The sequence below is a fragment of the Mesorhizobium sp. WSM4820 genome, assembly GCF_055811075.1.
This window is the reverse complement of sequence record NZ_JBVVQN010000022.1, coordinates 32,181-55,305: the sequence shown is the minus strand read 5'-3', so window position 1 is coordinate 55,305 and position 23,125 is coordinate 32,181. Positions and strand designations below refer to the sequence as shown.

Sequence of the window (23,125 nt, the reverse complement as noted above, 5' to 3'; positions counted from 1 at the left end):
TTGCCCGCCCAAAAGGGTCGCTTGGGCACGGAGTGAGGTGGCGGACCAGATTTTCGATACCCGACTATCCGTTCGAGGAACAAAGGGCACTCGATGAAACGCCGGACTGTCGTCGTTGAAGGACCTCTCGCCTTTCGGATGCGCCGGATCGCCGCCGCGCGACGCGGCCAAGCCGGCGTTCAAATCGTGACTATGCCGCAACTGGCCGCCCGCTTGGCGGGCGGCTTTACGCAACCTGCCCGATCCGAGCACCTTGATCCAGCTATCCGGGCTGCACTCGAAGCCGGAGGGTTAGCCGAGTTAGAAAGTATCCGGCTGCTTCCAGGTATGACCCGGGCCGTCGCAAGGACGCTCGCCAAAATCTGGCAGGCCGATCTTTCGCTGCCGATAGGCGACGATCGCGGCGCCCGACTGGCGGATATTGCCGAGATCGAGCAGCGCGTCCGCGCAAACCTACCCAAAGGCGTGCTGACGACGCGCGACCTTCGCGACGCCGCGCTGAACCGCCTCGTCCATGCGGCGTCCGTGCTAGGGTCGGTGGAGCTTGACCGCGTCGTCAGCGTCGCCCCGGTCTGGCACCCTCTGCTTCAGGCCCTCAATGAGACGGTGCCCCTCTCCTGGCATAGTTCCGGCGCCACGGACGTCAGCTGGTTCCCGGGCAAGATCACTACTGACCAGCGCCCAACAGCTGTCGCCATGGAGATGGTGTCCTGCGCCAATCCTGCTGCTGAAGTGGTGGAAGCCCTACGCTGGATGCGCGAGCTCATCGCATCCGGACGGGCGAGACCCGAAGAAATTGCGATTTGCGCCACCTCGACCGAGGAATGGGACGAGCACTTTCTCGTCCTGGCAGCGGACGCCGACCTACCGCTGCATTTCTCGCACGGTGTGCCGGTCCTGGCGTCGCGCGAAGGCCAGGCCTGCGGCGCACTTGCCGACGTTCTGTTGAATGGCCTCAGTCAGGACCGCCTGCGCCGGCTCTTCAGTCATGCAGCGGGCCGGAGCCGCGCCTTGCAGGACTTGCCGCAGAATTGGTCGCTTGGCCTGCAACCTGGTGCCGCTCTCTTCGAACTCGATCAATGGATTCGCGCACTGGACGCAGCGAGCCGTCTCCGAACCGACGGCATCGATCCGAGGCCGATCCTCACGCCCGTTCTCGAAATGCTGGCCAACGGCCCGGCCGCGGCCGAGCAGGCTGGCACTATGTTGCTGGGAACCTCCGCTCGCGTGCTTTGGAGTGAGGCACTGCGGCGCGCGCCTGCCGAGGCGCTGGAATTCTCACTGCAGGAGCTTCGCTTGCCCGACGGCGGCGATCCGGGCGCCTGTGCCGTGTGGTGCCCGGCGGGTCATCTCGCCACGGCACCTCGCCGGTGGGTTCGTCTTCTCGGTATGACGACACGCTCATGGCCGCGCCGCGCTGCGGAAGATCCGCTGATCCCAAGCCATGTTTTGCCCCGTGGCACACTCGATCCCGATCCTGTCACCGCGCAGGACCGACGTGCGTTCCAGGTAATCACTGCCCAGGCATCCGGTGGCTGCATCCTGTCGAGAAGCCGCCGGAATGCCCAAGGCGGCCTCCTTGCGGCCAGTCGGCTCGTGCCGCAAGGAGCCCGTGTTCAAGGGCTTAAGCGAGCGCGAATCCCGACCCACGCGTTCAGCGAGGCCGATCGGCTGCTCGCCCGACCGGACGAAGCCGCGAACTCGCTGGCGCTGACGGCGGCTAACGCGTGCTGGCACGACTGGCGAAATCCCGCGATCACCGCCCATGATGGTCGAACGAGGGCCGATCATCCAGTCATCGCAAGCGCCATCAATGAGGTTAAGTCCGCGACGTCGCTGCGTCTGATGCTCCGCGATCCGCTCGCCTTCGTGTGGCGCTATGCGTTGGGCTGGCGGTCAGTCGCCGAAGACGATCAGCCGCTGACACTCGATGCGCGTGCCTATGGCGATCTCGTGCATGAACTCCTCAAGCGGACCGTCGATGCGCTCGAGCCCGGGCCAGGCTATTCCCACGCCGCGCGGCACGAGATCGAGGCCGCCCTGGCAGAGGCGGCGACGACGGTCAGTACGGAGTGGCCGCTGAAGCGATCCGTGCCGCCGTTGCTGCTGTGGCGGCACACCGTGGACGCTGCCGCCCAGCTCGCGCTCAGAGCTTTGACGTTCGACGAGACGTTCCTGCCGGGCACCCGCAGCTGGACCGAACTGGCATTCGGCCATGCCGACGGGGCAGTTGCAACGACGGGCGATCTTCCCTGGGATCCGACCACCCCGGTTGAAATCACCGGAACCACGGTTCGGGTCAAGGGCAGCATCGACCGGCTCGATATCACCGCCACAGGAAACGCCGTTCGCGTTTCGGATTACAAGACGGGTGCAGAACCAAAGAAGGCCGATCAGATCGTGCTCGGGGGCGGCGCCGAGCTCCAGCGCGTCATCTATGCGCTGGCGGCGCGCCAACTCGTGCCTGACAACCCGCGCGTCGTCGCCCGCCTCATCTACCTCGGCGGCGGCGAGCCGCGGGTCTACAAACTGCCCGACATCGATCAGGCCATCGCGGAAATCGCAGACCATGTGACGGCGGCCGGCGTCCTTTTGCGGCAGGGCAGGGCCTTACCCGGACCGGACGCGCGCGAGAACTGGAACGACTTCCGGCTGGCGCTTCCGGCATCGCCGACAGCGTACTTTCAGATCAAACAGGCGGCGCTGAGTCGCGCCTTCGACGATTTTGCGCGCGTCTGGAGTTGCCGATGATCCAACTGGCAGACAGGTCCGCGCGCCGGCGGGCTCTGACCGATCTTGACTCGACTTTGCTCGTCGAAGCGGCGGCTGGCACCGGCAAGACCGCCCTGATGGCGGGGCGCGTGACGATGCTGCTTGCGCGCGGCGCCCAACCCGGTGAGATCGCGGCCATCACTTTTACTGAGTTGGCTGCCAGCGAGCTGTCGGTGCGCGTCCACCGCTACGTCAACGAACTTCTGGCCGAACGCGTGCCGGCCCCATTGCGGGAAGCCCTGCCCAATGGTCTCGATGCGGCTCAGCGGCACGCAATGTCCGCCGCCGCTGCCAAACTCGACGAACTTACGGCCGCAACGATCCACGCCTTCTGCCAGACCATCATCTCAAGCTACGCGGTCGAGGCTGATATTGATCCAGGCGCGCAGATGCTCGATGCGGTCCAGGCCGCCGCTGCGTTTGACTCCATATTCGAGCAATGGCTCAAACGGCGGCTCAACAGTCCAGAGCGGCCAAGCGATCCGATCGCAGTCTTGTCGCGCCAAGACCCCCGCCGCGTTGTCTCCACCCTTCAGGAACTCGCGCGCTTTCGTCTCAAGCATCGTGGCGCGCGGGCACTGCCTGCCGACCTCACCGGCCGCCCGGACATCGACCTGGTCGAAGCGGTCGCGGATTTCCGGCGCTGGATAGTCGCTCAACCCGTCGAGCCCAAAACGCTCGAGCTGCTGGGCGAGCTCGAGACGCTGGCAAACTTTTACGCCGGCAGCTTTGAGACGCCGCCCGATTTTCCCCGGCTCTGGGCGCTCGCCCATCCGATACGACTTTCCTGCATGCGGAAGAACACATTCGATCTAATCAGGCCAAGACGGAAATCGGCCTGGGAAAAGGTCGCCGGCAAGGATCTGGGCGGCCGGCTCAGCGAGGAATCCGGCCAACACTTCGACCGGGTCGACCACTGCTACCGAGTGGTGCTCGGCCGCATCGCCACGGCACTTGTCGCAAGCCTCTCCGCCGAACTCGACGAGGTGCTTGATGACTACGCCGCCTTCAAGCGCGCCGCGGCCGTCCTCGATTTCGACGATCTTCTGGAGCGGGCGCGGACCCTGGTCCGCGATAATGATGCCGTGCGGCGCGCTCTCGGAACCCGCTACCGGCATATCTTCGTGGACGAGTTCCAAGACACCGATCCCATCCAGTCCGAAATCCTGTTTCTGATCGCTGCAGAGCACCGCACGCCGCGATGGCAGGACAGCGTCTTGGGGCCAGGGGCGCTCTTCATGGTCGGCGACCCGAAACAGGCCATCTACCGGTTCCGCGGCGCCGATGTCGGATCTTATGCGCAGGCGCGTACCGCAATCGAACGGCGGTGGCCGGACAACATCATCCAGATCACCGCAAATTTCCGCTCCCGACCGGACATTCTCACCCATGTCAACCGGTGTTTCGAGACGCCACTTTCTGGTGTCGGGCAACCTGGCTATGTGGCGCTCACGGCGACCATCGATCCCCCCACCCACGACCTTCCGTGCGCGGCCAGGATCACCGTCGACGTGCCGCCCAATTCGCGATCAGAGCACATCCGCGATGCCGAGGCAGAAGCCGTCGCTGAACTCTGCATGCGGCTCATAGGCAATCTGCACGTTCGCGACGTCGACGGCGTGATGGTTCCGCTCACCGCCGGCGGAATAGCCCTGCTTGCGCCGACAGGCACCGAACTCTGGCGCTATGAACGCGCCCTGGAACAACGCGGCTTGCCGATTGCGTCTCAAGCGGGCAAGGGTCTGTTTCGGCGTCAGGAAGTGCAAGATATGCTCGCCTTGGCCCGCGTGCTCGCGGACGCCGGCGACACCCTGGCATTCGGTGCGCTGATGCGCGGCCCGCTTGTCGGGCTGACCGAGGAAGAGCTTCTCGATATCACCGCGGCTCTGCCCCAGGATCCCGGCCACCCGCGAGCCATTCCGTGCTTCTCGCTGTTCTCGGAACCGAGCCACGTCATCCATCCGATTGCGCGTCGGACACTTTCGATTCTACAGGACCTGAGATGGAAATCGAGAGCGACGACACCAGCGCTGCTGCTCGCCGAGGCAGCGGAGTGGTTGGCCGTTCGACCTATTCTTGCCGCGCGCGAAGATGATCGCAGCGCCCGCGCGGCTGCGAACGTAGAAGCCTTTCTCGAACGGGCGCGGCCTTATGGCGTCACCGGTCTCAAGCGGTTCGTCCGTGACATCACTAGGGATTGGAGTCAGGGGGTTCCGTCCAACGAGGGCCGGGTTGATGCTGAGGGCGACGCCATCGAGATCATCACCATTCACAGCGCGAAGGGGCTGGAATGGCCGGTGGTGATTCCGGTCAACACAGCCACCTTGCTCCGCTCGCGCGAGCCGTTCGTGCATCGCGCGTCCGATAACACGCTGCACTGGGTCATAGGCGACGTCGTCCCGCCCGATCTTCTGCTGGCGCTCGCGTCCGATGATGAAAGCCTTGCCCGTGAACGCGAGCGCCTTTGGTATGTCGCATGCACTCGCGCTCGCGAGCTCCTCGTCGTCCCGGAGCTGCCGCAGGCGGAGCAAAGGTCCTGGGCGCGGATCGTCGACCTGGTGCATCATGACCTCCCGCTGCTAGACCTGTCGCGTTTCGATCGGGCACCGCGCCCTGCCGCGGCCGATCTGCCAAACGTACAGACCCGAGACATCTTCGAGACAGAGCGCGCGGCCATCTCCGCTGCTGCCGTCCCGCTCACGTGGCTCCAGCCGAGCAACCAGGATCCCGATCGCGTTCCTATGACCGAAACGATCGCGATCGACTCCGGCGACGCTCCGGAGACGGGGCTGCCGATCGGCGCAGGACGTGTCCGAGGACTTATCTCGCACAAGCTCATGGAGGAGGTGCTGACCGGCGAACTTGGTGAAGACCTCGCCAAGTTCGCCGGTCGCGCCCGCGAGCTCATCGCGGAGCTGATGGCCGATCGCGAAGACGAGGCCGGTCTGCCCGAGGCCGAGGAAATCGCCTCGACCGCGTGGCGAACCCTGCATCTTCCCGAGATCGCCGCGCTGCGACCGGGTCTCGTTCCAGAATGGCCGATCTATGCCGTGCTCGCCGATGCGAACGAGCCCACAGCGCTTGCCGGCCGGATTGACGCCGTCGCATTGGACGAGGGTCGCGCCTCGGTCGTTCTCGATTGGAAAAGTGACGTCGCGCCGACGGAGGAGGACATGCTAATTCACGCGGGCCAACTCGAGGACTACTTGCGAACAACCGGGGCGAGCAGCGGCGCGTTGGTCTATATGACCCTCGGCACTGTGCGGTGGGTGGAGCCTAGTGTCCGCGCCGATTGGAACACGTGACGTCGTCGAATTCACCCCTAATCGGTCATTCGCATCGACGCCGCCAAAATCAAAGTTTCACTCATAGATCGGACGCTACTCATGCCGTCTAGGCTCGTGAACATCTACCGCTGCCAACGAGCCATTCGCTCTCGATACCGTTCCTTAGACGTGCGCAGTTCGTCTGTATCTTCTTCTTCAGAATCCTCGGGCTCGATCGTTATCAGAACCATCGCGTAACCAAAGTTCAGCGGCATCACCTGTTCAAAAAGCGTCGGCGGCTTCGAACCCCTGGCCAAATCCAACCAAATTCCGGCTTCTGTTCCATCCAAGTCGCTGGCGAGGCCGATATCGCGTTTCCCTCGATGGAAGAACGCTTGTCGTGGCACCGCCTGGCCTTGACGCACTGATAAGAATGGAAACTTCCGCAGGTCGCGATAGATGCGCACGATCTTGCCGTCCTTGACGATCAGGATCGCAGTTGGCTCCTCGCGAAACTCTACATAAGCACGGGCGACGGCCTCCTTAGAAACGTCGTAGTCGCGCGAGAGCTTGGCTACTTGTTGGAGATCGGGATCCTTGGTGGCGTCGACGTCACTGCGAAATGATTTCACCGGAAGCAGTAGCCGGGAGGCAAATCGGTTCGCTTCCACCTCCATTTTAATCCGTCGATCCGCCTCGCCTCCGGTAAGCCGGAACATATCTTCTTGTGAGCAGAGGAACCCGCCTTCCTCTGAAGGAACGTGGGACGGCATCAGAAAATGACAGAGTTCATGGGCAATCGTAAAACGGCGCCGTTTGATAGGACTGTTGTCATTATAGAGAATGATCCCGTCCGACTTGTCCCGATCGGTGATCAATCCGCCCTCGTAGCCGGCGGTTTTGAGGGGTTGAAGTTCGAAGATGTCGAGTCGTCTGCAAAGGTCCTCGACAGGAATCGGAATCTGAAGATCTGGCTCGTGTTTGAAAATCTCAATGACAAGCCGATCCGGTGTCGTAGCATCGGCAAGATCCATTCGAGATACGCCCATTCAATGCTTCCTCTTGCGGGCCTTCATCTGTTCCATAAGGCCGGCGATAACTTCCCGGTCTCGGGAGTCCAGCTTCTTGAGATCGCGGTACATTACAACTAGGTCTTCAGGTTCGCCTCCGGCTTCAGGATTTTCTCCCACCAGATCTGCAATAGGAACTTTGTAGAATTCTGCAAGCTTCGTCAGAAGCTCCAATCCTGGGTTCTTGCTAGCTCCCCTTTCAATATCCCACATGTGGGCTTTGGATGCTCCGACTGCGTCTGCAACATCTTGCAGCGATTTTCCGCTTTTCAGGCGAAGTGACTTAATCTTCGATGCCAGTGTCATTGCTTCCTTTCGCCCGCTCGTCCCCGGTTTCCACAGGTCGTCAGATATAACCGGATAGAATCATACCTCAAGACCTTGACGACTCATAGCGTAAGATTTATCTGTACAAAATCGTCTGCCAATCATCGCGCCAATTGGATCGAGATCATGAACCACATGAACACCAACAGCTTCGACGAAAGGCCCAAGGGCATCCAGCAGATCAGGTGCCTACCTGACGCGGCGTTGGGCGCACTCTGGGATTCGATCATCCTCGACGAGGCACTGAAGACGCAGCTTTTGTCGCAGGCGGTCCTGAATTTCACTCTGCGCGACAAGGTCGATCGCACTGTTATTCCGCTGCACGGCGTCATTTTCCTCGTCGGTCCGCCCGGTACCGGCAAGACCTCGCTGGCGCGGGGGCTAGCGCACCGGACCGCTAAGGCGTTTCCTGGCGGGGGATTTCGCCTCCTCGAAGTGGAGCCGCACAACCTCACCAGTTCGTCGATGGGCAAGACGCAGCGCGCGGTGTCGGACCTGTTCTCTCAGTCCGTCGCCGAGGCGGCGATGAACGGGCCGACCATCGTCCTTCTCGACGAAGTCGAGACGCTGGCGGCCGACCGGTCGAAGATGAGCCTTGACGCCAACCCGGTCGACATTCACCGGGCGACAGACGCAGTCCTTGTCCAACTCGACCTTCTGGCCGACCGGTTTCCCCAACTTCTGTTCGTGGCGACCAGCAACTTCCCGCAGGCTGTCGACAGCGCCTTCACTTCGCGCTGCGATCTCGTCATGCATGTTCCGTTGCCGGACGAAGAGGCTTGCGCCCTCATCCTCAAGGATTGCCTGACCGGCCTTGCGAAGACCTATCCCGCCATCGGGAAGCTGGTTGGTGCGCCGCAGTTCGCGCGCTGTGCGGCGGAGTGCGTCGGACTTGATGGGCGGGCCATCCGCAAGATGGTCGCAAATGCGCTGGCGAGCAGTCCGCAGACCGCTATGAACCCCGCGCTCGTCACCATCGACGACATCCTCGCCGCCGCTAAGGCCGCGAAGGGAAGCCGCAGCGCCGGAGGTATTTCGAAATGAGCAACACGGTCGTCAGCCGCACGTTCCGCAGCACGCCGCATCGCGACGCGCTCGTGACCTGGAATGCCATTGTCGACATGCTGACACATGGAAAGGCGGGCGAGGCGCGCACAGCGCTTCTCGCCGTCGGCGGCGTCGCTGCAAGCGTGATCGCCGACCAGGCGCCGAAGGACGCGGCTATCGTCGTCACATGCGACGGGTCGCGGACGCGCGTCTACTGCCTTTATGACGACGATGCCATAGACGGCAGCGACGCCAACGAGGACTCGCTCGGGTTCGATCCGTTGAAAGGCGACTGGCATGTATCGCTGCCCTGCACCGCCGAAGATCTGGACTGGGTCCAGGCGGCGCTGAAGAAGCAGGGCAGCCGCGTCACCGCCCGCGATCTCGCGGAGGCAGTCACGCCCGAGGCGGCCGCGCCCGCGAAGGCTCTCACCCTCGATTCCAAGGGGTTTCTCGGCTCATGACCAGCGTCACAGTCAACACCTTCACGCATTCCGTCACCTATGTGGCGGACAACATCCTCAAGAGCATGAAGGACATCATCCGGCTCAGCGGCCTCGACCCGGCGAACCTCGTCAATGGCTGGTCGACTAACATGAGAGCTCTCCAGGCATGGCTAGGGTCGCGGCACCTTGAGACCGTCGTGCTAGAGATTTTCAATCCAAAGACCAACGAGCTCGTCGGCCGGTGGGACATCGACGTGATCTACACCACCGGCAGCGGCGACGGCGGATTCTGGACCGATACCGAGCAGATCAAATATCACATCCGGAAGGCAGGGCTCCTGCCGGGCGATGCCGGCTACCGCCTTCTGCTGCAGAACAAGGAAGGCTACGGCGCGGTCGACGGATGGTCGTCTGCTTCGTACCGTTCGACCGACGGCTTCGTCCGGCAGAGCCTCGGTTCGACCATCGAGCACAACGGTCTCGGCGGCAACGCGGCCTACTGGAGGAAAAACTGATGCTGACGGTCGACGAAGCGTTCCGGAAATTCAAGAGCCGGCTTGAACTCAACGAGAAAGAACAGAACAACGCGTCGGCACGGCAAAACGAGGTGCGCGACTACCTGGTCACCAAGTTCGCGATCGAACGCAGTTTCCTGACCGGCTCCTACAAGCGCTACACCAAGACCAAGCCGCTGAAGGACATCGACATCTTCTTCGTCCTCAAAGAGGCGGAGCAGCATTACCGCAACAAGGCGCCGTCGGTTGTCATCGGCGACTTCTATGACGCGCTCGTAGACAAGTACGGCAAGGCGGCGGTGCGCAAACAGAGCCGTTCGGTCAATGTCGATTTCGGTGTCGTCATCGACGCCGACGACAATACCGACTACCGGGTGGTCAGTGTCGATGTCGTTCCCGCGTTCGCCGCCGGCGACGACTATGAAATTCCCGACGACGACACCGGCAAATGGATCAAGACCAATCCGGAAATCCATGCCAGCAAGGCTACGGCCGCCCACCAGGCCTACAGCAACGAGTGGAAGGGCCTGGTGCGGATGGTCAAATACTGGAACAACAACGCACGGCACGGCGAAAAGCCCGTCAAACCGTCCTTTCTGATCGAGGTCATGGCGCTGCAATGCCTCTATGGCGACTGGCAGGGCCGCTTCGACTATGAAATCCAGGGGCTGTTCTCGACGCTGGCCGACCGCATCTTCGACCAGTGGCCAGACCCCGCCGGCCTCGGCCCTGCCATCAGCGACGGCATGGACGCCACCCGCAAGCAGCGGGCTCGCGACCTCCTCCTGGTCGCGAGCCGCGACGCAACCACAGCCATCGATCACGTCCGCAAGGGGCGGAACGGTGACGCGCTGAAAGCGTGGCGGGCGCTGTTTGGCCCGAAGTTTCCGCTGTCATGAACCAGGGCGACGGCGGCCGCACCAACAAGGAGTCCCGGCATGGCTGACGCGGTAACTGCCCGCTGGCATGGCGATAACTACCAGTCTCGCATTTTCTGGGAGAACGCGTTCAACCTGCTGATGCCGAACAGCAGCGTGGTCGAGGTGACGTTCGAGGCCAACGGACCGAAGGCGTTCGACGATGTCGTCGTCAGATACGATCCGCCCGTTGCCCGGTCAGGCAGCGAACGGATTTCAGCCGACTACCATCAAGTCAAATGGCACGTTCAGACCGGCGGCCGGTTCGGCTTCGTGGATTTCATCGACCCCGACTTTATCGGCGCGCAGTCCTTCTCCTTGCTGGAGCGTCTGCGCGACGCACGCGCCACCGCGCCCGCGTCAGCGCATTTCACCTTCCTGACCACCTACCGCATAAAGGACGGCGATCCTCTGGCTGACCTCGTCTCGGGCCACGACCGCACCCTTCTCATCGAGCGACTCTTCGACGGCACGACCGACCGCAGCCGCATGGGGAAGGTGCGTAAGTGCTGGCGGGAGCATCTGAAGCTGGGATCGGACGACGAACTGAAAACCGTCATTCGCGGCTTCCGCGTAATTGACGGTCACCGGTCGCTCGACGAATTGCGCTCCGAGATCAACTTCAGGGCGACGGTCGTCGGCGTGCTGGCGTGCAACGCCGCCGAATCGGATTTTCGCTTCGACGAACTGGCGCGGCAGCTGAAGGTGCGGCAGCTGAGCGCGTTGAACCGCGAGGCGCTTCTCCAGTTCTGCCGCGATGAGGGAATCTGGGTTGGCCGGTCGGGAGAGCCGGATACCTTCCTTCCGGTCGCCATTCGCAGCTTTCTCGGGCCTGCGGCCGACATTGAAGGCGCGACACCCGACGACACGCTGCTTCTCACAGATGAATTCCGGCAACGCTACCTGCAGGACGGGCGTGACTGGCAGCGCGACATCAGGCCGAAGGTCGAAACCTTCCTGCGCGAGTCCGTCAGGAAGTCGCCGCGGCTTCGTCTGATACTGGATGCGCACGCGTCCATCGCCTTTCTTGCCGGCACGGTCCTGGACCTCAAATCAGGTGTCCGGACGCAGCTCGTGCAGAAGGGACGCGTTGGCGCGCAGGTCTGGCGCGTCGATGATGATGATAAGGCAGAGAAAGGGGCAAGATTTACGATCGCGGAAGATGCAGTCGGAAACGGCCGCGCGATCGGCGTCGCCATCAGCGTGTCCCGGGCGGCGGAACCGCAGGCACGGGCCTATATCGCCGCGAATCTGCCGGAGGTCGGGAAGCTGGTTTCTTTCGCCCTGCCGACAGGCCCGGGCCAACAGAACGTAGCAGGCGGAGCGCACGCGGCCGCGCTTGCCGAACAAATCTCCAATAACCTGCGGTCGCTCAAGACCGATGACCCGGATGCCGTGGTTCATGTTTTCGCGGCGTGCCCGAACAGCCTCCTGTTCTTCCTCGGCCAGCAGCATCAGGGTATCGCGCCGTGCATCGTCTATGAGTTTGACTTCGACCGCCGCGGCAACAAGACCTATCAGCCGTCCTTTGTGATGGAGTAGAAACAGGATTTCCTGGAGCCCCCCACGCAGGCCTTGCTGCACTATCGCACATTGACATCGGCTGTTGCCCACGTCGTGAGTGAAAGCCCGCTTATGGTGCGGAGTTGTCGACCGATATCGGGTCAAAGTCGCATAGGATTGCAACGCGGAACGCAACAACGGGCCTCAGCCGGGTCCCATCCATCACTAGTGGCCGGATGTTCCGGCGTGAATCGGAGTGGGGTCTCGATGCCGTTCGGCGTCCTATTCAGTTGATTTCATTGCAAGTAGGAGGGGCAATGGATGCCGCCGATTCACAGTCTGGGGGCAATGGCGTCCTGCCGACCTGGGTGAGCTCATCAAAACCTGGCTCTCGCGCTCGGGGTTCCAAAACGGAGATCGATGGCGCCGTTTGGTGGCAGCCAACTCTCGACGAACTAAGGGCGGCAAAGAGGCGGCTCGCTCATGGGAGAGAAGGCGGACGCGGTTGTGAACAGCTACTTGCCGTTGATGCTCTGCTCGATCTGCCGGGCCGAGGTCAGGATATCGTCGAAGCTCGGCGGTGTGCCGAAGATCATGGCGGTCGTGTTGGCATAGTCGCGCGCGAGCGCGTCCACCATCTCGGGGCTCGGGGCGATTGCGAAGCTGCCTGGGAGCGCTGAAGCGAGGTCATAGTCGGGACGGTCGAAAAACATTCGTGCGTGCCGCACACAATCGGCGCCAAGATCGAGATCGCCGAGCGCGGCCTTTCCGGTCTCGGATCCGAGAAGACAGTGCAGGTCATAGTAGTGCCGAGACACCCGCTGGCCTTCCTGCCGCAGTTCGCCGCGCCGCTCGTACCAGCAGCGCAATCCATGGGCGATCACCACCTTGTCCCAAAAGGTACGGGTCGCCTCGATCGTGGTCACGTCGGCGACGGTGAGATCAATGCCTGCCGCTTCTTCCGCAACATAGGGGGCGATTGTGATGGGCCCGTTAGGATCGAGCGCCGATTTCGCCCCGGATTCGAGACGTATCGCCGGCCGAACGTAGGCGCTGTCACGCGGCTCCACCTCGGGGTACCAGAGCAGCAGCGTCTGCCCATCAGGGTCGGCCCCGTCGACTTCCACGCGGCCGACCCCGTTGGTAACGTCCGCTAGTTGAGCGGCAAGAAATACTCGCATCGGGCCTGTGATATAGCCACGGCACGCGTCCCGGATGGCCTCCAGTCTGGCGCGACGCTTCTTGTTCGACAGCGCCTCGAGCTCCTCAACTGAGGCTGGTTCCTCGAGGTCGTCGCGGAATACCGTGACGTCAATGTCCTCGGAGAAGCGCTTGATGAGGTCATAGCCTTTCGACAGGGACGTGCCGCCCTTGAACAGCAACCGAGGTTCGCCAGCAGGGCGATCGTGATAGAGCGCATTGAGCGTCCAGCAGACCCAGAAGTCCTTTTCGACATTGCCCACCGGAGCTCCGATCCGATTGGCCGTGGCGAGGAACAGGTCGAGCCGGTCACGTGGGGATGCCGCGATGATCTGGCGGTAAGCATCGGTACTCATGGCTTCGCCTCGTGCGGGTCCGCCCTCAGGATTTCGCGGAGGAACTCCTGCATCCAGATCGGCACGGCGGAGAGACCGGCGCGCAGATCCTCGCGAATGGCCTCGCCGTGCTTGGGGTCGGCAAACAGGCGGCGCAACGTCGCCTGGATACGCTTCCGTTCGCCCTTTTGGGTCAGCATGTCCTGCATCCAATGCAAGGCCTGGACGACCCGCATCCCCGGCCGATCCGCCCAATAGAGGCGGCTAGGGGCAGCGTACTTGAAGTGGATTTCCTGCGTGCCGAGCTTGATTGGCTTCAACCGCGCATCGACCAGCACTTCTATCCGGGCGGGGACGGCGGTCGTCAGGCCGAGGTCGTTGGCGGCCGTCATACCATCGATGACGGCGCGCGCCCGATCGCGGCGCATGACGGCGCGGATCACAGCGCGATAATCCGGCACGGTGGCGCGGCCAGTCAGGTTGTTCGTGCGCGGCCGGTCATAGAGGCCTCGGTCGATTCGGCGCAGCTCCCCGGCGGCTGCCAGGCGCTGCAGGGTTTTGTCCACGGCGGCGCGCGCGCCGAGATCGGCGAAGTCGCCGGGGGTCCAGACCTCGTCGGGTTTGGACTCAATGCGGGCAAGCAGGCGCGAGCGAAGATCGGTATCGGGCTCAACGATGGGCATGTCCGAAATATGCTACAAGTTTCGGACAAAGGCAAGGCATGAGTCCGAAGTATGCTACAATTTTCGGACACTCCGTGGCGCCCAAAACTCCAAAAGACTCCCATTCTCGCATTGAAGGATATGGCCCGCGCTCTGGACCATCCGAGAGCATCGAATGCCCTCCTTCCGCAGGGGCACGACATCATCCCGGTTGACTCTTAGCCAAGAGGAGAACAAATGTAGAACATATCACAGGCTTTCCGCGTTTCAAGGGTCAGATGAGTGTATCGGCGCCCCCTGCTGCCATTTCCGAGCTTCGAGAACGCATCGCGCGTCTCGAAGGTGGAAATGCACGCGAGCGTACGGTTTTGCCGTTCGGAGTGGCCGCGATTGACAGGGTTCTGCCGGGAGGGGGATTGGCTTTTGGCGGTCTGCACGAGGTCGCGGGTGGTGGAAATGGCTCCGTCGATGGCGCAGCCGCGGCACTCTTCGCTGCCGGTATTGCCGCGCGCACGGTGGGCAAGGTGCTGTGGTGCGTTACCCGGCCAGACCTGTTCGCACCGGCGATCGAACAGGCCGGCCTTCCTCCGGGACGGGTAATCTATGTCGAAGCCGGCGACGAAAAATCCGTTCTCGCCTGTTTCGAAGAGGGGCTTCGTGGCGGTTTTGGCGCTGTCGTTGCCGAGATTGCACGGCTTTCGATGACGGCGTCGCGGCGGCTGCAGCTTGCCGCCGAAAGCTCCGGCGCCATCGGCATCGCCATTCGCCGCTGGCGTCGGCAGACGGAGGCCACTGATTTTGGGCAGCCAACCGCCGCCGAGACACGCTGGCGGGTGTCGGTCCTGCCGTCGACACCATTGCCGGTGCCGGGCGTCGGACCGGCCCGCTGGCATGTCGAGCTGATCCGATGCCGGGCCGGAGAGAGTGCGGATTTTACAGTGGAGGCATGCGATGCCAAGGGTCGTATCGCTCTTCCTTCCGATGTGGCCGACGGACCGCTTCAGAAGGAAATCGGGCGACGCCGCGCCTCCGCCTGAGGCGCCGCTCGTTTTGATCGGCCGCGACGGACGTCGCCGTGTCGTGCTTGCAGCCGACGCGGCAGCGCAAACGGCCGGCCTGCGCATCGGCATGCCGGCGAGCAAGGCGCAAGCTGTTGTTCCGGGCCTGATCGTCCATGACGCCGAGCCCGATGCCGACGCAATGGCGCTCGGGCGATTGGCGCTGTGGGCGCTGCGGCGCTATGCGCCGATCGTCGCCGCCGATCCGCCGGAAGGCCTCGTCATCGACACGACCGGCGCCGATCATCTGCATGGCGGCGAGGCGGCGATGCTCACCGAGATGGTGGAGCGGCTTGCCGCTGCACGCATCACGGCCCGGGCGGCGGTCGCCGACAGCTGGGGTGCCGCCCACGCTTTGGCCCGCTTCGGCGGGCGGCAGACATTCGTTATTCCATCCGGCGAGACGGCGCAGGCGGTCCTACGTTTGCCGATCGCGGCGCTTCGCCTACCCGCCGTGACGATCGATGGTCTGCGTCGGCTCGGCTTTGACACAATTACGGATCTCGCCGGCACGCCGCGCGCGGCGCTCGCTCTGCGTTTCGGACCAGAGCCCGGCCGTCGCCTCGACCAGGCGTTCGCGAGGGTGAGCGAACCGATCGAGCCGATCCGGCCGGAGGAAATCGTCGAGGTGCGCCGCAATTTTGCCGAGCCGATCGGCGCGGCGGAAACAATCGCGCGCTATACCGGCAAGCTGGTCGCTGAACTGTGCGCCTCACTCGAGACGCGAGGGCTTGGCGCACGCCGGCTCGACCTTCTGTTCTTCCGCGTCGATAACCGCGTCGAGGCGATCCGTATCGGCACTGCAACGCCAGTGCGTGACACGAAGCGCTTGACCCGGCTTCTCACAGATAAAATAGAAACTATCGATCCCGGATTCGGCATCGAGCTGATGCGGCTTGCCGCGACCGTTGCCGAGCCGCTGCGGGCCAAGCAGATGATTTCCTCGCTCGCCGAGGCGCCCGAACCCGATGTGTCGGATGTGATCGACATCCTCGCCAACCGTGTCGGTGAGGAGCGGCTCTATCGCTTCGCCCCGGTGCAGAGCGACGTTCCCGAACGGTCGGTTCAACGCATTGCCCCAATGGCGCCTGATACCGGCGAGGGCTGGCCCAGCCATTGGCCGCGCCCAACTCGGCTGTTGCCACGACCCGAGCCGATCGAGACGGTAGCACTTCTTCCCGACCATCCGCCCGTGACCTTTACCTGGCGCGGCGTCCGCCGGCGCGTGAAACGGGCGGACGGCCCGGAGCGCGTGTTCGGGGAATGGTGGAAGCGCGACGCCGAGCTCGCAGCCGTGAGGGATTATTTCCAGGTCGAAGACGAGAACGGCGAGCGCTACTGGGTCTACCGCGCCGGCGACGGTGAAGCCGCCGCGACCGGTTCGCATAAATGGTTCATGCACGGGATCTTCGGATGACTGGCGGAGCCCGATATGCCGAGCTGCAGGTGACCTCGCATTTCAGTTTCCTGCGTGGGGCGAGCAGCTGCGAAGAGATGTTCGCGCAGGCCGCGTTGCTTGGCATCGAGGCGCTGGCTGTCGTCGACCGCAATTCGCTTGCCGGCATCGTGCGCGCCCACGAAGCGGCGAAGACGACAGGCGTCCGGCTGATTGTCGGCTGCCGTCTCGATCTCGTCGACGGCATGTCGATCCTGGCCTATCCCATGGACAGGCCGGCCTATTCGCGCCTTTGCCGGCTGCTGTCGCTCGGCAAGGGCAGGGCCGGCAAAGCAAAATGCCATCTCGAATGGGACGATGTCGTCGCCTATGGGGAGGGACTGATCGCGGTCCTGGTTCCGGACGAAGCCGATGATCTTTGCGCCGTTCGTTTGCGGCGGCTGCGCGACGCTTTCGGCGACCGCGCCTATATGGCGTTGACCTTGCGCAGACGCCCAAACGACCAGCTCCGGCTTTACCAGTTGGCAAACCTGGCAACCGCAATGCGCGCGCCCACCATCGTCACCAATGACGTGCTGTTCCACGAACCGGCGCGCCGCATGATGCAGGATGTCGTCACCTGCATTCGCCATAACGTCACCATCGATGACGCCGGCTTCCGGCGCGAACGGCATGCCGATCGCTATCTTAAACCGGCCGAGGAGATGGCGCGTCTGTTCAGCCGTTATCCCGAGGCATTGGCGCGCACAATCGAGATTGCCGACCGCTGCCGTTTCTCAATGGACGAACTCGCCTACCAATACCCGGAGGAAAAGACGATGCCGGGCCTCACCGCGCAGCAGGCGCTGGAAAAGCTTACCTGGGAAGGTGCGGCCCGCCGTTACCCCGAGGGCTTGCCCGACAAGGTGGTTGGCATCCTGAAGCACGAGCTGCGGCTGATCGAGACGCTCAAATACGCGCCGTACTTTCTGACAGTGAACTCGATCGTCCGCTTCGCCCGCAGCCAGGACATCCTCTGCCAGGGGCGCGGCTCGGCCGCCAATTCAGCCGTCTGCTATGTGCTGGGCATCACTTCAATCGATCCCGAACGCAACAACCTCCTGTTCGAAAGGTTCGTTTCGCAGGAGCGGCGCGAGCCGCCCGACATTGATGTCGATTTCGAGCATGAACGGCGCGAGATCGTCATGCAGTGGGTCTATGAAACCTATGGCCGCGATCACGCAGCACTTTGCTCCACCGTCATCCGTTATCGCACCAAGGGCGCGGTCCGCGACGTCGGCAAGGCGCTCGGCCTGCCTGAGGACATGACCAAACTCCTGTCCTCCCAGGTCTGGGGCCATGGCGAAGCTGTCGATGAACAGCGTGCTGGCGAACTTAATCTCAATCTCGGCGACCGGCGGCTGCGTTTGACTCTTGAACTCGCGGCGCAACTTGCCGGCACGCCGCGCCACCTCTCTCAGCATCCGGGCGGCTTTGTCCTGACGCATGATCGGCTTGACGACCTCGTGCCGATCGAGCCGGCGGCGATGAAGGATCGCCAGGTGGTGGAATGGGACAAGGACGATATCGACGCCCTCAAATTCATGAAGGTGGATGTCCTGGCGTTGGGCATGCTTACCTGCATGAAGAAGTCATTCGATCTCCTGTCCGAGCACAAGGGCGTCACACTCGACCTGGCGACGATCCCGGCCGAAGATCCACGCACCTATGCGATGATCAGAAAGGCCGACACGCTCGGCGTCTTCCAGATCGAATCCCGCGCGCAGATGTCGATGCTGCCGCGCATGAAGCCCCGGACCTTCTACGACCTGGTCATCGAGGTCGCGATCGTCCGGCCGGGACCGATCCAGGGCGACATGGTCCATCCTTATCTTCGCCGGCGCGACGGGACGGAAGAGGTGACTTTTCCAACGCCGGAGCTCGAACGCGTGCTGGGCAAGACGCTCGGCGTGCCGCTGTTTCAGGAGCAGGCAATGCAGGTCTCCATGGTCTGCGCCGGCTTTACCGCCGGCGAGGCCGACCAGTTGCGGCGCGCCATGGCCACATTCAAGCACACCGGCGGCGTCTCGAAATTCCGCGACAAGCTGATCAACGGCATGATCGCCAACGGCTACACGCCGGAGTTTGCCGAAAGGACCTTTTCGCAACTCGAAGGGTTTGGCAGCTACGGCTTTCCCGAAAGCCACGCCGCTTCCTTCGCGCTGATCGCATATGCCTCGTCCTGGATGAAATGCTGGCATCCCGATGTCTTCTGTGCGGCGCTGTTGAATTCGCAACCGATGGGCTTCTATCTGCCGGCCCAGATCGTGCGCGACGCACGCGATCATGGCGTCGAAGTGCGCCCCGTCTGCGTCAATGCCAGCCGCTGGGATTGCACACTCGAGCCGACCGATGACGAAGATCGCTTCGCCGTCCGGCTCGGCCTGCGCATGGTAAAGGGTCTCGCCAATGATGATGCGGCCGCGATCATCGCGGCGCGGGCCGACGAGCCATTTCTCTCCGTCGACGATCTGTGGCGCCGCGCCCGCGTGCCGGCGGCTTCGCTGGTCCAGCTCGCCGAGGCCGACGCATTTCTACCGGATCTGAACCTTGCCCGCCGCGACGCTCTCTGGGCGATCAAGGCGTTGCGCGACGAACCTTTGCCCCTGTTTGCGGCCGCTACGTCCCGTGAACAGAAAACGGTGACGGAGATCCACGAGCCCATCATCACGCTCAGGCCGATGACGGCCGGCCGCGAGGTTGTCGAGGATTATGGCCATGTCGGGCTGACCTTGCGCAGCCATCCGGTGTCGTTTCTGCGTGCCGATCTACGCCGGCGCCGAATCGTGACCTGTGAGGAGGCCATGCAGGCGCGGGACAGACGGTGGCTCGAGGCCGCCGGCCTGGTGCTGGTCCGGCAACGGCCGGGCTCGGCCAAAGGCGTCATGTTCCTCACCATGGAGGATGAGACGGGCGCCGCCAACGTCGTTGTCTGGGTCAAGGTGTTCGAGAAATTCCGTCGCGTGCTTCTCTCGTCGGCCATGCTCGGCGTACGCGGTCGTATCCAGCGAGAAGGGGAGGTGGTGCATCTCGTCGCCCACGAGCTGACCGATCTGTCGGCCGAGCTGGCCAGCGTCGGAAACCGCGAGACGCCGTTTCCGTTGCCGCACGGCCGCGGGGATGAGGCTCATCACGGCGGATCGGGCATCGATCCGCGCGGCATGCCGAAGGGGCGCGACATCGTCGATGCCTATGACCATATCGACCATATCAAGGTCAAGACGCGGGACTTCCGGTAGCGCTTCCGGACGGACACTTCAGCAGCATGTTGTGCACACTACTGCCTTACCCATCTGGCAGTTATTCAGCGCGTGCGTCTTGATTTTGCTGTTCACTTTCGCAACGACTACAAGGCAAAAGGGCACCTCTCGCTTTCCGATCAATGGAATGAGGTCGTCCACAGTTTGGGTGAAAACTGATCCTCGGTATGTTCCGGCGCACGATGTCCGCATAGGGTCGGTCGGAACAGGTAATCCGCACCGGGCACCAAGCGTCAGGTCCCGGGACAGAACTGTGGCCGCGACAGCGTCTCCGCGAACATTTCAATTCTGTTGCCCGCGATGATTTGGAACATCTCAATATGTTGATGATAATCAGCTCCTTGGGAGCCTTGATTTACTGGACATATCGAATGTGGCACTGAGTAAATTGCTATCTGGCCGTGCGCGCACATACCGCCCTGGCTTCCTTGCGCGGATGTTTCCTTCCGGAAAATGGAAGCTGACCCTGGACCCCAAGCTGTCCGGGCGCATTCGGCTGAGCCAGGGTGGCGATGTTGATCTCAGCTGCCTCGATATCGTGTCGGTTTCGACCAGCAAGGCGCTGCTGTGGCATACCGTCGAGATCCGCGCACGCGGCAGAACGGACAATCTGTCGAGTCTGTCGGGGGACGCGTCCGAGCAACTGGCCGCGGACCTTCATGCGTTCATCAACACCCATCTCTTCGACCTCATCGGCACAGAGACGGATCATTTGCTCGATGTCGATGCCAGGCTTCGGGAGATCACCGAAGACAACAGACAGTATCTCGCGCAGGCCGATCTCGGGCGGGCCATCGCCAGCGTGCCCGGCAGCGCCGCTGCCGCGCTTTCTCACCCGCTTCTGGATCCACAATTGATGCCGGACGGGCTCAAGGCGTCCCTGCCGGCTTCGTTCGCCATGCTGACCGACCCGGGCGTTCGCCACGCCTATAATGAAGCGTTCGTTGCCGCGGAGTTGCGCAAATTCCAGCCATTTTTCGACGATCTCGACGGGCGCTCCTTTTCCGATCAGCAACGCGAAGCCTGTATCCGTCTGGAGGATAACAATCTGCTCGTCGCCTCGGCCGGGTCAGGTAAATCCGCGACCATGGTCGGCAAGCTGGCCTATGTCCTGGAAAAGCAACTCTACCGGCCCGATGAGATCCTGCTTCTGGCCTTCAATAAGAGCGCAGCCGACGAACTCAGGACCAGGATCGCACGACAGCTACAGGTCGAAGAAAGCGCGCTGGAGTGCCGCGTCACGACGTTTCACGCGCTTGGACGGGGCATCATTAAGGAGGTCGAAGGACGTCCGCCCCAGCTTGCCAACTGGGTCGATCATCCCGCTGGCGAAGCCAGAGTCATCGAAGAGATCATCCGGCAGCTAGTCGAGACCGATCCGGAATTCGCTCGATTGTGGAGCGACCTGCTCGTGGTGCATCCCAAGGCGGACATCCCGACCGAGGTTTTCGACACCGAGGCTGACTACCGTCGCTATGTCTCGGATCGGCTCAGGAAGGGCGAAGCCACGATCGGCTCGCTTGCCGGCGTGATCGTCAAATCGCTGCAGGAGCAGAAGATCGTCAACTGGCTGTGGCTGCATTCCGTCGCATTCGAATACGAGCGGCAGCTTGCGGTTGAGGAGGATGACGGCACGGTTCGCCATCTGCATCCCGATTTCTACTATCCGCCGACTGACACGGTGCATGAGCATTTCGCGCTTAATGCGGACGGGACGTCGCCTTTTGCGAATTATGTTCAGCACGCCGAAAGCAAGCGGCAGGCCTATCGGCGGAAGGAGATCGATTTTTTCGAGACCACTTCGGCGCAGGCTAGCAGCGAGACGCTGCTCAGCATACTCGAAGCGGAATTGGCGCGGCGCGCGGTTCACTTCCAGCGCAAGAACTATGCCGAGATCACGAAAGCGGTCGACCCTGTAGTGATCAAGCACTATCACAAGCTCATATCCACCTGCATCAAGCATATTCGCGCCAGCCATTTAACGCTCGATATGCTGCTCGAGCGAGCCAGGACCCTTCACGACAAGGAGCGCGCGAAGCTCTATGCCCGCGTCGTGTGGATGACCACGCAGGGCTATTCCCGGAGACTGGAAGAGACCAAGCGGATCGATTTTGACTCGATGATCGCCGACGCAGTCCGGCTGGTCGAGACCGGGCGGTATCAGAGTCCTTATTCCCTGATCCTTGTCGACGAGTTTCAGGACATTTCCGAGCCGCGCGCCAACCTCATCAAGGCGCTCAAGCAGCAGAAGGCGTTCAGCAAGGTGTTCGCAGTCGGAGACGACTGGCAGTCGATCTATCGCTTTGCCGGATCGGACATCACGATCTTCACGCAGTTCGAGGCCAATTTCGGGGCAAGCTGGCAGGGACGCCTGGAACAGACCTATCGCTGCAATCAACTCATTGCCGAGACGGCCGCGACATTCGTCCAGCGTAATCCCGAACAGATCACGAAATCGGTTCGTTCGACACGGCCTGCCATTCCGCGGTCGATTCGGGTCATTCCCATTGATGACGAACGCGGCAGGCCCGAATTCGCCCAGGCTTGCCATCGTCTTCTCGAACGGCTCGACATCGCCCTGGGGAGCATTGCCGAGCAGTGGCGCAGCGAACCGGCCGCCAAACTCAAAGTGCTGGTTCTATGGCGGTACAATCTGCTCGATCCGTTCGGCGGGATCCCACCCTCCTTCGCCAATATCGAGGTTTCGGGCCAGTCCTTTCACCGGGCCAAAGGGCTTGAGGCGGACTACACGGTTCTGCTTGATGTGAGTGAAGGCGATTATGGCGTGCCGAGCCGCATCGAGGACGATGAACTGCTCAACCTGGTCATTCCCCAACCTGAAACCTTCGCCTATGCTGAAGAACGACGCCTGTTCTACGTCGCGCTCACGCGCTCCAGCCGGGGCGTATATCTCATCACCAACAGCCGCCAGCCGTCCCGCTATATCCGGGAACTTTGCGAGATAGCCGGGGATGAGGTGCGCTACGAGACGATCGAAGGCGCTGCCTTGCGTCAATGCCCCGTTTGTCTGGTGGGCCAAATGGTCGAGAAGCGCAACAGGAACGGGACGGTGTTTCACGGATGCAATCAGTTCCCTGATTGCAGGCACAGCGAAGGTGTTCCGGCGCAATCGACGGCGCACCAGCATAGACGCGCCTAACGCCAGGAGTACCGCTCGCGAGGTTCGCCGTTTTAACAACGGCGATGGCACGGCCGTTTTGGCCCAAACCGGACTTGGCCGGCATCTACGCGGCTTAGCTAGGTCAGGGCTTGACGCGGCGTCGCCCATTTGCGCGAGAAAGGTCGCAACAT

15 protein-coding genes are annotated in these 23,125 nt (G+C 62.5%); 11 read left to right on the top strand and 4 right to left on the bottom strand.

Going from position 1 to position 23,125, the window contains the following annotated elements; genetic code table 11:
• The first annotated feature begins 138 nt into the window (after window positions 1–138).
• Together AC0L2R_RS28000 and AC0L2R_RS27995 are read left to right on the top strand one after the other, a co-directional pair.
• Window positions 139–2,751, top strand: coding sequence for a PD-(D/E)XK nuclease family protein (locus tag AC0L2R_RS28000; protein WP_473512760.1), 2,613 nt, complete (start codon window positions 139–141; stop codon window positions 2,749–2,751).
• Window positions 2,748–6,077, top strand: a complete 3,330-nt coding sequence (locus tag AC0L2R_RS27995; RefSeq protein ID WP_473512759.1) for a UvrD-helicase domain-containing protein — start codon at window positions 2,748–2,750, stop codon at window positions 6,075–6,077. Before AC0L2R_RS28000 ends, AC0L2R_RS27995 begins: the two co-directional genes overlap by 4 nt.
• Before the next feature lie 104 nt (window positions 6,078–6,181).
• Here the strand turns inward: AC0L2R_RS27995 and AC0L2R_RS27990 are convergent, their stop codons facing one another.
• Window positions 6,182–7,087 (bottom strand): ImmA/IrrE family metallo-endopeptidase, encoded by a 906-nt coding sequence (locus AC0L2R_RS27990; protein ID WP_473512757.1) that lies wholly within the window; start codon window positions 7,085–7,087, stop codon window positions 6,182–6,184.
• Window positions 7,088–7,414, bottom strand: a complete 327-nt coding sequence (locus AC0L2R_RS27985; protein WP_473512755.1) for a helix-turn-helix domain-containing protein — start codon at window positions 7,412–7,414, stop codon at window positions 7,088–7,090. It abuts the gene before it with no gap.
• Between the two features lie 147 nt (window positions 7,415–7,561).
• Between AC0L2R_RS27985 and AC0L2R_RS27980 the strand changes: the two genes are divergently transcribed.
• Genes AC0L2R_RS27980 through AC0L2R_RS27960 form a run of 5 tightly spaced genes read left to right on the top strand, consistent with a single transcriptional unit; the run spans window position 7,562 to window position 11,902 of the window.
• Complete coding sequence (locus tag AC0L2R_RS27980; protein ID WP_473512754.1) at window positions 7,562–8,479, top strand: AAA family ATPase; 918 nt, start codon at window positions 7,562–7,564, stop codon at window positions 8,477–8,479.
• Window positions 8,476–8,946, top strand: a complete 471-nt coding sequence (locus AC0L2R_RS27975; protein ID WP_473512753.1) for a hypothetical protein — start codon at window positions 8,476–8,478, stop codon at window positions 8,944–8,946. Before AC0L2R_RS27980 ends, AC0L2R_RS27975 begins: the two co-directional genes overlap by 4 nt.
• Window positions 8,943–9,443: an HORMA domain containing protein gene (locus AC0L2R_RS27970; RefSeq protein ID WP_473512751.1), complete on the top strand. Its 501-nt coding sequence runs from the start codon at window positions 8,943–8,945 to the stop codon at window positions 9,441–9,443. Before AC0L2R_RS27975 ends, AC0L2R_RS27970 begins: the two co-directional genes overlap by 4 nt.
• Window positions 9,443–10,342: a CBASS oligonucleotide cyclase gene (locus AC0L2R_RS27965; RefSeq protein WP_473512750.1), complete on the top strand. Its 900-nt coding sequence runs from the start codon at window positions 9,443–9,445 to the stop codon at window positions 10,340–10,342. The genes AC0L2R_RS27970 and AC0L2R_RS27965 overlap by 1 nt, the downstream gene beginning before the upstream one ends.
• A gap of 39 nt (window positions 10,343–10,381) precedes the next feature.
• The gene (locus AC0L2R_RS27960; RefSeq protein WP_473512748.1) at window positions 10,382–11,902 is read left to right on the top strand and encodes an SAVED domain-containing protein; all 1,521 of its coding nucleotides are present in this window, start codon (window positions 10,382–10,384) and stop codon (window positions 11,900–11,902) included.
• Window positions 11,903–12,378: 476 nt separating this feature from the next.
• Here the strand turns inward: AC0L2R_RS27960 and AC0L2R_RS27955 are convergent, their stop codons facing one another.
• Both AC0L2R_RS27955 and AC0L2R_RS27950 read right to left on the bottom strand, forming a co-directional pair.
• Window positions 12,379–13,419 carry a nucleotidyl transferase AbiEii/AbiGii toxin family protein gene (locus tag AC0L2R_RS27955; RefSeq protein ID WP_473512746.1) on the bottom strand — a complete coding sequence of 347 codons (1,041 nt, stop codon included), beginning with the start codon at window positions 13,417–13,419 and terminating at the stop codon, window positions 12,379–12,381.
• The gene (locus tag AC0L2R_RS27950; protein ID WP_473512744.1) at window positions 13,416–14,081 is read right to left on the bottom strand and encodes a DUF6088 family protein; all 666 of its coding nucleotides are present in this window, start codon (window positions 14,079–14,081) and stop codon (window positions 13,416–13,418) included. Before AC0L2R_RS27950 ends, AC0L2R_RS27955 begins: the two co-directional genes overlap by 4 nt.
• Window positions 14,082–14,338: 257 nt before the next feature.
• Between AC0L2R_RS27950 and AC0L2R_RS27945 the strand changes: the two genes are divergently transcribed.
• The 4 genes from AC0L2R_RS27945 (at window position 14,339) to AC0L2R_RS27930 (ending at window position 22,973) form a co-directional block, all read left to right on the top strand.
• Entirely contained in the window at window positions 14,339–15,097 is a 759-nt protein-coding gene (locus AC0L2R_RS27945; RefSeq protein WP_473512743.1) for an ImuA family protein, read from the top strand.
• Window positions 15,012–16,535 carry a Y-family DNA polymerase gene (locus AC0L2R_RS27940; protein ID WP_473512742.1) on the top strand — a complete coding sequence of 508 codons (1,524 nt, stop codon included), beginning with the start codon at window positions 15,012–15,014 and terminating at the stop codon, window positions 16,533–16,535. Before AC0L2R_RS27945 ends, AC0L2R_RS27940 begins: the two co-directional genes overlap by 86 nt.
• Window positions 16,532–19,792: an error-prone DNA polymerase gene (locus tag AC0L2R_RS27935; RefSeq protein WP_473512741.1), complete on the top strand. Its 3,261-nt coding sequence runs from the start codon at window positions 16,532–16,534 to the stop codon at window positions 19,790–19,792. The genes AC0L2R_RS27940 and AC0L2R_RS27935 overlap by 4 nt, the downstream gene beginning before the upstream one ends.
• A gap of 457 nt (window positions 19,793–20,249) precedes the next feature.
• Window positions 20,250–22,973 carry a UvrD-helicase domain-containing protein gene (locus AC0L2R_RS27930; protein ID WP_473512740.1) on the top strand — a complete coding sequence of 908 codons (2,724 nt, stop codon included), beginning with the start codon at window positions 20,250–20,252 and terminating at the stop codon, window positions 22,971–22,973.
• Window positions 22,974–23,125: the final 152 nt, after the last annotated feature.